The organism is Azorhizophilus paspali (genome assembly GCF_043587585.2).
Classification (GTDB): Bacteria; Pseudomonadota; Gammaproteobacteria; order Pseudomonadales; family Pseudomonadaceae; genus Azotobacter; species Azotobacter paspali.
This window is the reverse complement of record NZ_CP171449.1, coordinates 1,540,583-1,553,018: the sequence shown is the minus strand read 5'-3', so window position 1 is coordinate 1,553,018 and position 12,436 is coordinate 1,540,583. Positions and strand designations below refer to the sequence as shown.

The following is a 12,436-nucleotide window of genomic DNA, read 5'->3' as shown; positions in this document are numbered from 1 at the left end:
ACGAGGCTGGGTCGATTCGATGACAACGCCCCAGTCGCTATCGGGAACCCTGGGGGCGATCGCTGTGGCCGAGATCGCGGTCCGGCGCGATCAGATCGCGCACTCGCTGCTTGAGCGCTTTGGCTTCGGGAAAGCCGCCATCGGCCTTGCGCTCCCAGATCTGCACGCCATCGCAGGTGATGCGAAACACTCCGCCGCTGCCGGGCTCCAGGCTGACCTTGGCGAGATCCTCGCCGAAGGTGCTGAGCAGTTCCTGGGCCAACCAGGCGGCACGCAGCAGCCACTGGCACTGGGTGCAGTAGGTGATAAGGATTTCCGGCTTGGTCGCGGTCATGGCACCTCCGGGAAACCGTAACAACTCAACTATCAGGATAGCGCCGCTGTCCGGACACTGCCGCAGCCGGTCAAAGCACGTCAGCGCTTCTCCAGATTGGCGAGAATCTGCGCATGCACCTGCTGGCAGAGACGCAGCTCTTCCGGGCCGATCCCATCGAAGAGTTCCTGGCGCAATTGGGAGGAAATCGCCTCGATCTGTTCGATCAACGGCACCGCCACCGGATTCAGCACGATCCGCTTGGCCCGGCGGTCCTCGGCCACCGCCTGGCGACTGACCAGTCCCTGCGCCTCCAGGGTGTCCAGCAACCGGGCTAGGGTCGGTCCCTCGACGGCTACGCTTTCGGCCAGCTCGCGCTGCGTCGGCCATTTCCCGGCACGCGCCTCGAAACGGGCAAGGTGCAGCAACACCAGCCAGCGCGCCTGCGATAAGCCCATCCCGGACAACCGGCGATCCAGTTCGGCACGCCAGGCACGTGACAATTGGGCAAGTTGCATCGCGAAACGATGCTGATTCAAGTAGGACATGGGAAAGCTCGCACTAGTACTTGGACTAATTATTAGTGTGCTAACCGTAACTGCAAGCCGAACAACATGCCACACGACTTTTAGTCAGGGAATGTCGACAGCGGCCCGCTCACGAGCCGCCGATCAAGGATCAAGTTCGGCCTGCAGGGCCGCACGCACGCAATGCAGCACGCCCTGCGGTACCCGTTCGCCGAACTGCTCGGCCAGCGCCGCGACCGGCGGCAGCTCGCCATCGCCGTCGAGAAAGGCGTCATGGATCTCGCCCAGCAGTTCCTCGGGCAGGTCGAGGGCTTGTTCGAGCGTAAGCTGGCGACGAACGATGGCCTCGGCCAGCAGGTTATAGACATTCTTTTCGGTGCATTCCAGTTGACGGGCGATCTGCGCCGGCGTCATGCCGGCACGCGCCAGACTGACCAATTCGTGACGCAGATCGGTCACCGGTTTCAACGCCCCCGCGGACCTGTTCAGTACCTCGAGGAAGGCCTCGCCATAGCGCTCCAGCTTGCGTGCACCGACACCATTGACCCGTGCCATCTCGGACAGCGAGCGCGGCCGGCTGCGCAGCATTTCCAGCAGCGTGGCATCGGGAAAGATCACGTAAGGCGGCACCGAGTGCTCTTCCGCCAGCCTGCGGCGCAGCGTACGCAGCGCCTCCCACTGCTCGCGCTCGTCGTGCCGGACCAATTGGCTGGCGGCGCTGGCCGTCGGCCGTGGCGCCTGCGGCTTGAGGTCGCGGCGCAGCTCCAGGCGCACTTCGCCACGCAGCAGCGCCCGGCAGCCCTGGTTCAGACGCAGGCCGCCATAACCATCCAGATCCACATCGGCCAGTCCGCGGGCGACCAACTGGCGAAACAAGGTGCGCCATTCCCCTTCGCCATGCGCTTTGCCGACACCGAACACCGACAGATGCTGGTGGCCCAGGCCGCGCACCTTGTCGTTGTCGCGGCCGAGCAGGATATCCACCAGATGGCCGACGCCATAGCGCTGGCCGCTGCGGTAGATGGCCGACAATGCCTGACGGGCGGCCTCCGTGGCATCCCAGGTCTGCACGCCGTCGATGCAGTTGTCGCAGTGGCCGCAGGGCTTGGCCAGTTCCTCGTCGAAATAAGCCAGCAGCGCCTGGCGGCGGCAGCGGGTTTCCTCGCACAACGCCAGCATGGCGTCGAGCTTGTGCTGCTCGATGCGCTTGTGCCGCTCGTCGCCTTCGGAATTGTTGAGCATCTGCTTGAGGAAGATGACGTCCTGCAGGCCATAGGCCATCCAGGCATCCGCCGGCAGGCCGTCGCGCCCGGCCCGACCGGTTTCCTGGTAATAGGCCTCCAGCGATTTGGGCAGGTCGAGATGGGCGACGAAGCGCACGTTGGGCTTGTCGATACCCATGCCGAAGGCGATGGTCGCCACCATGATCAGCCCTTCCTCGTTGAGGAAGCGCTTCTGATGCAAGGTGCGTAGCTCGTTGGACAATCCGGCGTGGTACGGCAGAGTCGGAAAACCCTGCTCGGAGAGGAAAGCGGCCAGCTCCTCCACCTTCTTGCGCGACATGCAGTAGACGATCCCGGCGTCGCCGCGGCGCTCGGCGAGAAAGCCGAGCAACTGCTTGCGCGGCTGATCCTTGGCGACGATGCGGTAGAAGATATTCGGTCGGTCGAAACTGGAAAGAAAGCGCTCGGCGTTTTCCAGATGCAGGCGCTGGACGATTTCCTCGCGCGTGCGCTTGTCCGCCGTGGCGGTCAGGGCGATGCGCGGCACCTGTGGGAAGAGTTCGGCGAGTTGGCCGAGTTGCAGGTATTCGGGACGGAAATCGTGCCCCCACTGGGACACGCAGTGCGCTTCGTCGATGGCGAACAGGCCGATCGGCAGGCGCTGCAGAAAGGCCAGCATGCGCGGCTGCACCAGACGCTCCGGGGCCAGATAGAGCAGCTTGATCCCGCCCTGGCGGATCCGCTCGGCGATCTCGCGCTGCTCGTCGAGGCTCAGCGTGGAATTCAGCGCCACCGCCGGCACGCCCAGTTCGTCGAGGGTGGCGACCTGATCCTCCATCAGCGCGATCAGCGGCGAAACCACCACCGCCAACCCCTCGCGTAACAGTGCCGGCACTTGGTAGCAAAGCGACTTGCCACCACCGGTCGGCATCAGCACCAGGGCATCGCCGCCACGAGCGACGCGCTCGATGATCGCCGCCTGGTCACCACGAAACGCATCGTAGCCGAAGACTTCCTTGAGAATGCGCTGGGCCTGTTCGAGCATGGACACTCCAGACGGAGCAACGAGGCCGGATGGCCCGTCGGGTTGAATCGACCGCACGGCTCTGGGCGGGGCCGTCATGAAGCGCCGTATTATACGTGACTGCCCGGCCGTCGCCCGCATTTGGACATCAGCCGAATGCCCGTCCCATGCGGCTGACCATGAAAAAAACCGCGTAACGGCAAGCCGCCGGGCGCTATCCGGGCTAAAATCCAGCCTCCCGAACCCTCAAGGTAGTCGCGCCATGTCCTTCGCCGAGCAATTGTCCCGCCTGCAAGCCTTTCTCGACGCCGACGATCTGCATGAAGAGGCGTTGGACTACGTCGCCGCCCACGGCTATCTGACGGCACTGTCGATCTGTCCGAACCCCGTGCCCGAGCACGAATGGATCGACGCTTTGTTCGCCGAACCGCCGCATTACCGCAGCGACCTTGAGCAGGAAGAGGTCGAATCCACGCTAGTCCTGCTTAAGGCTCATATCGCCCGTCAACTGGCCAGCGACGAGGAGCCCGAGTTGCCTTGCGAACTCGACCTGGGCGACGATCCCGACGACTCCGACCTGCGCGGCTGGTGCATCGGTTTCATGGAAGGGGTGTTCCTGCGCGAGGAAGCGTGGTTCGAGGAAGCCGAGGAAGAAGTCAGCGAACTGCTGCTGCCGATCATGATCGGCTCGGGCCTGTTCGAGGATCAGCCGGACTTCGCGGAAATCGCCCATGACCGCAAGCTGGTGGACGAAATGATCCAGCAAATCCCGGACCTGCTCACCGCGCTGTTTTTGCTCTGCCACGCTCCCGAGGAAAAACCGGCGCTGCTCAAACCGCGTCCCAACTGAGAGGGAGCGGAATGAGGCAGATCGTCCGCGAGAGCCAGTCCCGCCTGGTGCGCCATGCCCTGCAGGCGGCGGGCCTGCTCAGCCTGGCACTGGGAGTGATCGGCATCTTCCTGCCGCTGTTGCCGACCACGCCTTTCCTGCTGCTGGCCGCCGCCTGCTTCATGCGCAGCTCGCGGCGCTTCTACTTCTGGCTGATCGACCATCCCCGCCTGGGCCCCTGGATCCGCGATTACTTGGATGGCGAAGGCATTCCTCTCAAAGGCAAGGTCTACGCGGTCGGCCTGATGTGGACGAGTATCCTGCTGTCCTGCTATCTGATTCCGTTGTTGCCGGCACGCCTCTTCATGCTGGTCAGTGCCACCCTGGTCACGATCTATATCCTCAGGCAGAAGACCCGGCCGGTGCGGAAGGACTGATCGGGGCCGCCGGATCGCCCTCATGATTGCGTCGATAGACCGTCTCTCCCATGGCCGCTATCTGTCCCTCGATCAGCGCCTCGAAAGGCCGCAGCATGGCATCGAAGCGCCCGGCCCCCTCGAGAAGGTTCAGGGCGCAGACGATCGCTTCGATGGTCGACAATGCTCCCACCATCGGCGCCTTGCGCAACCGGTAGCGCGACGACAGGCCCTCCGGCAGGGCGACCCGCGGCATAGCCGCCAATTGCGGATTGAGATGAAGCAGCCGGCGGGCCTTGCGCCAAGTGCCGTCCGGCACGACCAGTTGCAGGGGCGCCCCGTCGCGCGCCAGTTCGGCCAGCGGCATGGCTCCCGTACCGGGAAACAGCAGGCAACTGCGCCGGGAAGCATGCGCCAGCTCCGCCTCCAGTTCGGGGAAGGTTTCGCCGACCCGCAACTCGCCATTGTCCAGGGCCAAGGCAGCTAGACGGGCGGTGTTCAGAGCATGGGAAGCCTCGCCCGGATGCTGCAGGATCAGCACCCGAGTGCGGCTGGACAGGCGGGGGACGAGCGCGCACAGACAATGGCCCAGCGGGCGCGTACAACGGGGACAGCGGGAACGCGACATGGACTCTCCTCGGCGGAGAAGTCTGCCACAACCCGGACGGGACGGAAAAACGAAACAGGGCGCCCTGTCAAATCAGCGATCAGCGGCGGCGTGCCCGCTCCTCGGCCAGACGACGACGTTCGTCGCTTTCCAGGGGAATGGGCTGCATGCGCCCGGCGGCATCCAGACCGAACAAGGTAGCAAGATCGGTGAGCAAACGATTGAGCCAAGCGTTCATGACCAGTCCTCCGGTTACAACCAAGTGGGGCTTTCGGACAGCCGTTGCATGGGCAACCCATGCCATCCTTGTCTCCAGAATAGCCGCTGTTTCGTCCTTACGGTCTGACTCGTATCAAAAAGACACCGGCAGAACCGCGCCGCTTCGCCGGGATATACGACGAAAGCAGCGCCCGCCGCACCTTACTGGGTCAGTTCCTGCTCGCTGAACAGCCCCTCGAACAACATGCTCGACAGGTAACGCTCGCCCGAGTCGGGTAGGATCACCACAAAGGTCTTGCCCTGCAGCGCGGGCTCGTGCTCGGCCAGCCGCACGGCGGCAGCCATGGCCGCACCGCAGGAGATCCCACAGAGGATGCCCTCCTCGCGCATCAGGCGCAAGGCCATGTCCTTGGCCTCGTCGTCGGTGACCCGCTCGACCCGGTCGACCAAGGTCAGGTCCAGGTTCTTCGGCACGAAACCGGCGCCAATGCCTTGGATCTTGTGCGGCGCCGGCTTGACTTCCTCGCCGGCCAGGGTCTGGCTGATCACCGGCGAGCCGGCCGGCTCGACGGCCACCGAGAGCAGCGGTTTGCCACAGGTCTGCTTGATGTAGCGAGACACCCCGGTGATAGTGCCACCGGTACCGACTCCGGCGACCAGCACGTCCACGGCGCCGTCGGTGTCGTTCCAGATCTCCGGGCCGGTGGTCTTCTCGTGGATCTCCGGGTTGGCTGGGTTGTCGAACTGCTGCGGCATGAAGTACAGCCTGGGATCGGAGGCGGCGATCTCGGTCGCCTTCTCGATGGCGCCCTTCATGCCCTTGGCCGCCTCGGTGAGCACCAGATCGGCACCTAGCGCCTTGAGCACCTTGCGCCGCTCCAGGCTCATCGATGCCGGCATGGTGAGGATCAGCTTGTAGCCGCGCGCCGCAGCGACGAAGGCCAGGCCGATGCCAGTATTGCCCGAAGTCGGCTCGACCAGGGTCATGCCGGGCTTCAGACGTCCACTGGTCTCGGCGTCCCAGACCAGGTTGGCGCCGATCCGGCACTTGACCGAATAGGCCGGGTTGCGCCCCTCGATCTTGGCCAGGATGGTCACGCCCCGCGGGGCCAGGCGGTTGATCTTAACCAGCGGCGTATTGCCGATGGACTGTGCGTTGTCGGCATAGATGCGGCTCATGGCGCTTTCCCTGTTGAATGCCAGAAAGATGGGCAAGCCTAAGTCGCCGTGCTGGCGTCGTCCAGACCCCATCACGCCTGCAGCGACGCTCACACTTGGTTATAGTCGGCTCCTGGTCCGATCACCACGGACCGACGCGCACCGGCACCATTCCATGCGAGGATTCACGATGAAGTTCCAGGGCACTTCCACCTACGTGGCCAGCGACAGTCTTAGGCTCGCCGTCAACGCTGCCATCACCCTGCAACGTCCCCTGCTAGTCAAAGGCGAGCCTGGCACCGGCAAGACTTTGCTAGCCGAGCAACTGGCTCAATCGCTCGGCACCCGGCTGATCGCCTGGCACATCAAATCCACCACCAAGGCCCAGCAGGGCCTCTACGAGTACGATGCGGTGAGCCGCCTGCGCGATTCGCAACTGGGCGTGGACAAGGTCCACGACGTGCGCAACTACCTGCGCAAGGGCAAGCTGTGGGAAGCCTTCGAAGCCGAGGAGCGGGTGGTCCTGCTGATCGACGAGATCGACAAGGCCGACATCGAGTTCCCCAACGACCTGCTGCAGGAACTCGACCGCATGGAGTTCTTCGTCTACGAAACCGGCGAAACGGTCAGGGCCCGCCAGCGACCGATCGTGGTCATTACCTCGAACAACGAGAAGGAACTGCCCGACGCCTTCCTACGCCGCTGCTTCTTCCACTACATCGCCTTCCCCGACCGCGAGACGCTGCAGCAGATCGTCGACGTGCACTTTCCCGGCATCAAGGGCGAACTGGTGGCCGAGGCGCTGGACGTGTTCTTCGACGTGCGGCAGATTCCCGGACTGAAGAAAAAACCCTCCACCTCCGAGCTGGTCGACTGGCTGAAGCTGTTGCTGGCCGACGACATCGACCTGGTCGCGCTGCGCGAGCGCGACCCGGCCAAGGCCATCCCGCCGCTGGCCGGCGCCCTGGTGAAGAACGAGCAGGACACGCAACTACTGGAGCGCCTGGCATTCATGGCACGCCGCGGGACCCGCTGAGCGTCACGCCATCCGCGAGCAAACGATCCGACGGCTCGATAGACAGATAGCGAGGCTGCCGCCATGCTGCTCAACCTGTTCAACGAAATGCGCGCGGCCAGGATACCGGTCTCGCTGCGCGAACTGCTCGAGCTGATCGAGGCGCTCGAACGGCGGCTGGTGTTCGCCGATATGGACGCCTTCTATCTCCTCGCCCGTACCATTCTGGTCAAGGACGAACGGTACTTCGACAAGTTCGACCGGGCCTTCGCCGCCTACTTCCGGGGCTTGGAAAACCTCGACGACCTGCTCGAGGCGCTGATCCCCGAGCAGTGGCTGCGCAAGGAATTCGAGCGCCAACTGAGCGACGAGGAAAAGGCGCAGATCCAGTCCCTGGGCGGCCTCGAGAAGCTGCTGGAAACCTTCAGAAAGCGACTGGCGGAACAGCAGGAACGGCACGCCGGCGGCAACAAATGGATCGGCACTGGCGGCACCAGCCCCTTCGGCTCGGGCGGCTATAACCCCGAGGGCATCCGCATCGGCGAGGCCGGCGAGCGCCGGGGCAAGGCGGTCAAGGTCTGGGAACAACGCGAATACCGCAACCTCGACGACCAGGTCGAACTCGGCACGCGCAACCTGAAGATGGCGCTGCGCCGCCTGCGCAGCTTCGCCCGCCAAGGTGCCGCCGAGGAACTCGACCTCGACGCCACCATCGCCCACACCGCGCGCGACGCCGGTTTGCTCAACATCCAGTTGCGCCCGGAACGGCACAACAGCGTGAAGCTGCTCCTGCTGCTGGACATCGGCGGCTCGATGGATGCCCACGTGAAAGTCTGCGAGGAACTGTTCGCCGCCTGCCGCAGCGAGTTCAAGCACCTGGAGCACTACTACTTCCACAACTTCATCTACGAAAGCCTGTGGAAGGACAACCGCCGGCGCCACTCCGAGCGCATCGCGACCCACGATCTGCTGCACAAGTACGGCCCGGACTACAAGGTGGTGTTCGTCGGCGACGCCTCCATGTCCCCCTACGAGATCCTCCAGCCCGGCGGCAGCGTCGAGCATTGGAACGAGGAGCCTGGCCTGGCTTGGATGCAGCGTTTCACGCAGACCTACCGCAAGCTCATCTGGATCAACCCGTCCCCCGAACATGCCTGGGACCACGGCAGCTCGATACGGATCGTCCGCGACCTGGTCGGGCAGCGCATGTATCCCCTGACCCTGAGCGGGCTGGAAGAAGGCATGCGCTATCTGGCCAAATGATGCTTTGGGCGTGTCATCAATTTTTTCCGCGTTGCGACGAGCCTGTTCTGACACAGGGCAAGGCGCGAGGAGAGAAGTTTGGTCATTCCAAACGAACGATGAGCAACGCCGCACTGTGCCAAAACAGGCCCGTCCCTACGGGTGGGGCCGCCTAGGTTGCGCCGGAAATGGGGCCATGCGGCGTTGCAGCCTTGGCAAGGGAATGACCATTGCCAAAGGCTGCGCCTTGCCGAACGCGGCCCGACCTGGCCCCATTTCCGACAGCAACGCAACCGGGGAAACAACTGATGACACGCCCTAAACCCTGCCGCGGGCGATGCACTCGCCCATCCGCCACAGCGTCCACTCGCCCGGCTGGTGGGCGATCCAGGTTTCGTTGGCGGTCAAGGGCTCGGTGGCCAGTACCGTCACCACGTCGTCCGGCGTCGTCTCGGCCTGGAAGTCCACGGTCAGGTCGGCGTCCTTCAGCCGCGCCGGGCCGAAGGGCGAACGGCGGGTGATCTCCGCCAGCTTGGTGCTGCAGAAGCTGAACAGCCAGTCGCCGTTGCCCAGCAGGCAGTTGAACACGCCCTTGGCACGGTACTCGTCGCAGGCTTTCACCAGGACCGGCAACAGCTCCCGCTCCGCCACCGGTTCGGGAAAGGCCTGCCGCACCCGGTTGAGCAGGTCGCAGAAAGCCCGCTCGCTGTCGGTGTCGCCCACCGGCCGGTAAAACCCCATCGGCGGCTGGAAATCCGCCAGTTGGCCGTTATGGGCGAAGCACCAGTTGTGGCCCCAGAGTTCGCGCACGAAGGGATGGGTATTGGCTAGGCAGATGCGCCCGACGTTGGCCTGGCGGATGTGGCCGATGACCAGTTCGCTCTTGATCGGATAGCGCTGCACCAGCCGGGCCACTTCGGAATCGGCGCTCGCCGCCGGATCCTGGAACAGCCGCACGCCACGCCCCTCGTAGAAGACGATGCCCCAGCCGTCGCGGTGCGGTCCGGTGCGCCCGCCGCGCTGCATCAGGCCAGTGAAGCTGAAGACGATATCGGTCGGAACGTTGGCGCTCATGCCGAGCAGTTCGCACATCGCGGGGGTTCCTCGCAGACGACTCGGACCGGTTTCAGAAACGCCGGCCGGCGCGCAGGCCTTGCGTCCCGCCGGCTTCGCCACGCCTCACCGGCGCGCGCACCGCCGGCTCCTCGCCAGCGCCCGTCGGCGCGGCGTCGAGCACGCCCCGCCGGCGCAGCAACAGCCAGCGCCCTCCGATCAGCGACAGATACAAGGCCATACCGACCATCCCGTACAGCGCCAGATCAGCCACCGCGCGCCAGGCGGTGCTGTCGACGCCGAACAGCAGGTCGAGGACGGTGACAGCGATGGCCGGCGCGAATAGCCCCTCGCCCGGATCGACGATGGTCGGAGCCAGCAGCAGCACCGCCATGAGCACTCGCAAAGGCTCGTACAGCCCGCGCCACATCCAGCGGGTCAGGCGGAACCAGACCAGCAGGCAACCCAGCGCGGCGATGCCGTAGACAATCCAGGCAAGCAAATAGTCGTTGTCGATCATGGCGGTGTGAGACTGGCGGAAGGGTGCTTATCATAACGACATTTCCCCGCCGCGACGCCACTGCCGGAAGTCGCGCCGTCGGCTGCCAGCCGCCAGGAGCTACCATGCCGCAACCCCCTATCGCCTCAATCGAGAGCCATTCTGCCGACCCCTACCGCTGGCTGGAGCAGCGCGACGATTCACAGGTGCTTGCCTATCTGGAGGCGGAGAACGCTTACCTGGAGGCCGAGCTCGCGGATGTCGGCGCGCTGCGCGAGAGCCTGTTCCAGGAGATCAAAAACCGCATCCGCGAAACCGACCTGTCCCTGCCGGTACCCTGGGGACCCTGGCTCTACTACCAGCGCACCACGGCCGGTGACGAATACCCGCGCCACTACCGCTGCCCGCGCCTGGCGGACGGCTCGCTACGGACCGACGCCAGCCGCGAGGAACTGCTGCTCGATCCCAACGCCCTGGCCGACGGTGGCTACCTGTCGCTCGGCGCCTTCGAGATCAGCCCCGACCACCGTTGCCTTGCCTACAGCCTGGATAGCAGCGGCGACGAGATCTACCGGCTGTTCGTCAAGGAGCTGGACAGCGGTGTGCTGCACGAATTGCCCTTCCAGGACTGCGACGGCAGCATGACCTGGGCCAACGACAGCCGGACGCTGTTCTTCGCCGAACTGGACGACACCCAGCGCCCGCACAGGCTGTACCGCTACCGGCTCGGCGACGACGAGGCCGAACTGGTGTTCAACGAACCGGACGGACGCTTCTTCATCCACTGCTACCGCGCCAGCTCCGAGCGCCAGTTGCTCCTCTTGAGCAGCAGCAAGACCACCTGCGAGGCCTGGGCGCTAGATGCCGAACGCCCGCAGGAAGCCTTCGTCTGCCTAGCGCCGCGCCAGGAGGGCCACGAGTACTACCCCGACCACGGGCGCATCGACGGCGACTGGGGCTGGCTGATCCGCAGCAACCAGGACGGCATCGAATTCGCCGTCTACCAGGCCCCCGAGGGTGCGCCGGGGCGCGAGCACTGGCGGCTGCGGATCGCTCACGACGCGGCGCGGATGATCGAGGACCTCAGCCTGAACGCCGCGGGCTTCGTCCTCAGCCTGCGCGAGCAGGGCCTGCCGATCGTCGAGGTGCACCCGGCCGGGGCCACGCCCTACCGCGTCGAACTGCCGGACGCCGCCTACAGCCTGGACGTGCAGGACATCCTGGAATTCGACAGCCCGGTGATCCGCCTGCGCTACGAGGCGCTCAACCGCCCAGCGCAGATCCGCCAATTGGACCTGGCCAGCGGCGCCCAGCGAGTGCTCAAGGAAACCCCGGTGGAAGGCCCCTTCGACGCCGACGACTACCTCAGTCTGCGGCTCTGGGCCGAGGCGGCCGACGGCACGCGCATCCCGCTCAGCCTGGTCGCCCGCCGCGATATCCTCCGAGGCGCCGGGCAAAAACGCCCCGCTCCGCTCTATCTCTACGGCTACGGCGCCTATGGCGAGAGCCTCGACCCCTGGTTCTCCCACGCCCGGCTGAGTCTCCTGGAGCGCGGCTTCATCTTCGCCATCGCCCATGTGCGCGGCGGTGGCGAACTGGGCGAGGCCTGGTACCGCGCCGGCAAGCTGGAACACAAGGAAAACACCTTCGGCGACTTCATCGCCGTGGCCGAGCACCTGATCGCCGAGGGCCTCACCTGCGCCGACCGGCTGGCGATCAGCGGCGGCAGCGCTGGCGGCCTGCTGATCGGCACCGTGCTCAACCGGCGTCCGGAGCTGTTCGCCGCGGCGATCGCCGAAGTGCCCTTCGTCGATGTGTTGAACACCATGCACAACCCCGAGTTGCCGCTAACCGTCACCGAGTACGACGAGTGGGGTGATCCGCGCGATCCCGAGGTTCATGCCCGGATCGCGGCCTACGCCCCCTACGAGAACGTGCGCGCCCAGGCCTACCCGGCGATCCTCGCGGTGGCCGGCTACCACGACAGCCGGGTGCAGTACTGGGAGGCGGCGAAGTGGGTGGCCAGGCTGCGCGCCAGCAAGACCGACGCCAACCTGCTGCTACTGAAGACCGAGTTCGGCGCCGGCCACGGCGGCATGAGCGGACGCTATCAGGGACTCAGGGACGTGGCGCTGGAATACGCCTTCCTGCTCAAGGTGCTCGGCCAGGTCTGAGACCAGGGGCCAGCCTTGGCAAAGGCTCCGGCGGCTTGCCGGCGAAAAGCGGATTCATTTGCGATTGAGGTTGCGCCAGGCAAAAACATCCGCATGAATTCGCTCTCACCGCGGAGTCATCGGCCTCGCTGCTCTGG

13 protein-coding genes are annotated in these 12,436 nt (G+C 65.2%); 5 read left to right on the top strand and 8 right to left on the bottom strand.

The window, feature by feature from the left end; genetic code table 11:
- Positions 1 to 37: 37 nt before the first annotated feature.
- From ACGI6K_RS07530 to recQ, 3 genes are all read right to left on the bottom strand, one after another.
- Positions 38 to 334 carry a SelT/SelW/SelH family protein gene (locus tag ACGI6K_RS07530; protein ID WP_376946848.1) on the bottom strand — a complete coding sequence of 99 codons (297 nt, stop codon included), beginning with the start codon at positions 332 to 334 and terminating at the stop codon, positions 38 to 40.
- Between the two features lie 80 nt (positions 335 to 414).
- Positions 415 to 861 (bottom strand): MarR family transcriptional regulator, encoded by a 447-nt coding sequence (locus ACGI6K_RS07525; RefSeq protein WP_376946846.1) that lies wholly within the window; start codon positions 859 to 861, stop codon positions 415 to 417.
- A 123-nt stretch (positions 862 to 984) separates the two neighbouring features.
- Entirely contained in the window at positions 985 to 3,108 is a 2,124-nt protein-coding gene (recQ, locus tag ACGI6K_RS07520) for a DNA helicase RecQ (RefSeq protein ID WP_376946844.1), read from the bottom strand.
- Positions 3,109 to 3,349: 241 nt separating this feature from the next.
- Between recQ and ACGI6K_RS07515 the strand changes: the two genes are divergently transcribed.
- Positions 3,350 to 3,937 (top strand): YecA family protein, encoded by a 588-nt coding sequence (locus tag ACGI6K_RS07515; RefSeq protein ID WP_012701822.1) that lies wholly within the window; start codon positions 3,350 to 3,352, stop codon positions 3,935 to 3,937.
- A gap of 11 nt (positions 3,938 to 3,948) precedes the next feature.
- A complete protein-coding gene (locus tag ACGI6K_RS07510) occupies positions 3,949 to 4,353 on the top strand; it encodes a YbaN family protein (RefSeq protein ID WP_376946842.1) in 405 nt (134 codons plus the stop codon).
- Here ACGI6K_RS07510 and ACGI6K_RS07505 read toward each other — a convergent pair.
- From ACGI6K_RS07505 to cysK, 3 genes are all read right to left on the bottom strand, one after another.
- Entirely contained in the window at positions 4,319 to 4,960 is a 642-nt protein-coding gene (locus ACGI6K_RS07505; protein ID WP_376946840.1) for a tRNA-uridine aminocarboxypropyltransferase, read from the bottom strand. The genes ACGI6K_RS07510 and ACGI6K_RS07505 overlap by 35 nt on opposite strands.
- A 79-nt stretch (positions 4,961 to 5,039) precedes the next feature.
- Complete coding sequence (locus ACGI6K_RS07500; protein WP_012701825.1) at positions 5,040 to 5,177, bottom strand: PA1414 family protein; 138 nt, start codon at positions 5,175 to 5,177, stop codon at positions 5,040 to 5,042.
- Positions 5,178 to 5,359: 182 nt separating this feature from the next.
- Positions 5,360 to 6,337 (bottom strand): cysteine synthase A, encoded by a 978-nt coding sequence (cysK, locus tag ACGI6K_RS07495; protein WP_376946837.1) that lies wholly within the window; start codon positions 6,335 to 6,337, stop codon positions 5,360 to 5,362.
- Positions 6,338 to 6,506: 169 nt separating this feature from the next.
- Between cysK and ACGI6K_RS07490 the strand changes: the two genes are divergently transcribed.
- Together ACGI6K_RS07490 and ACGI6K_RS07485 are read left to right on the top strand one after the other, a co-directional pair.
- The gene (locus ACGI6K_RS07490; RefSeq protein WP_376946835.1) at positions 6,507 to 7,352 is read left to right on the top strand and encodes an AAA family ATPase; all 846 of its coding nucleotides are present in this window, start codon (positions 6,507 to 6,509) and stop codon (positions 7,350 to 7,352) included.
- 63 nt (positions 7,353 to 7,415) lie between these two features.
- Positions 7,416 to 8,594 carry a vWA domain-containing protein gene (locus ACGI6K_RS07485; protein WP_376946833.1) on the top strand — a complete coding sequence of 393 codons (1,179 nt, stop codon included), beginning with the start codon at positions 7,416 to 7,418 and terminating at the stop codon, positions 8,592 to 8,594.
- Positions 8,595 to 8,891: 297 nt separating this feature from the next.
- Here ACGI6K_RS07485 and ACGI6K_RS07480 read toward each other — a convergent pair whose 3' ends face one another.
- Both ACGI6K_RS07480 and ACGI6K_RS07475 read right to left on the bottom strand, forming a co-directional pair.
- On the bottom strand, positions 8,892 to 9,665 hold the full coding sequence (locus ACGI6K_RS07480) for a class II glutamine amidotransferase (protein ID WP_376946831.1): 774 nt from the start codon (positions 9,663 to 9,665) through the stop codon (positions 8,892 to 8,894).
- Positions 9,666 to 9,699: 34 nt separating this feature from the next.
- Complete coding sequence (locus tag ACGI6K_RS07475; RefSeq protein ID WP_376946829.1) at positions 9,700 to 10,146, bottom strand: hypothetical protein; 447 nt, start codon at positions 10,144 to 10,146, stop codon at positions 9,700 to 9,702.
- A 104-nt stretch (positions 10,147 to 10,250) separates the two neighbouring features.
- Here ACGI6K_RS07475 and ACGI6K_RS07470 point away from each other — a divergent pair, with 104 nt between their 5' ends.
- The gene (locus ACGI6K_RS07470) at positions 10,251 to 12,299 is read left to right on the top strand and encodes a S9 family peptidase (RefSeq protein ID WP_376946827.1); all 2,049 of its coding nucleotides are present in this window, start codon (positions 10,251 to 10,253) and stop codon (positions 12,297 to 12,299) included.
- The last annotated feature ends 137 nt before the right edge of the window (positions 12,300 to 12,436 follow it).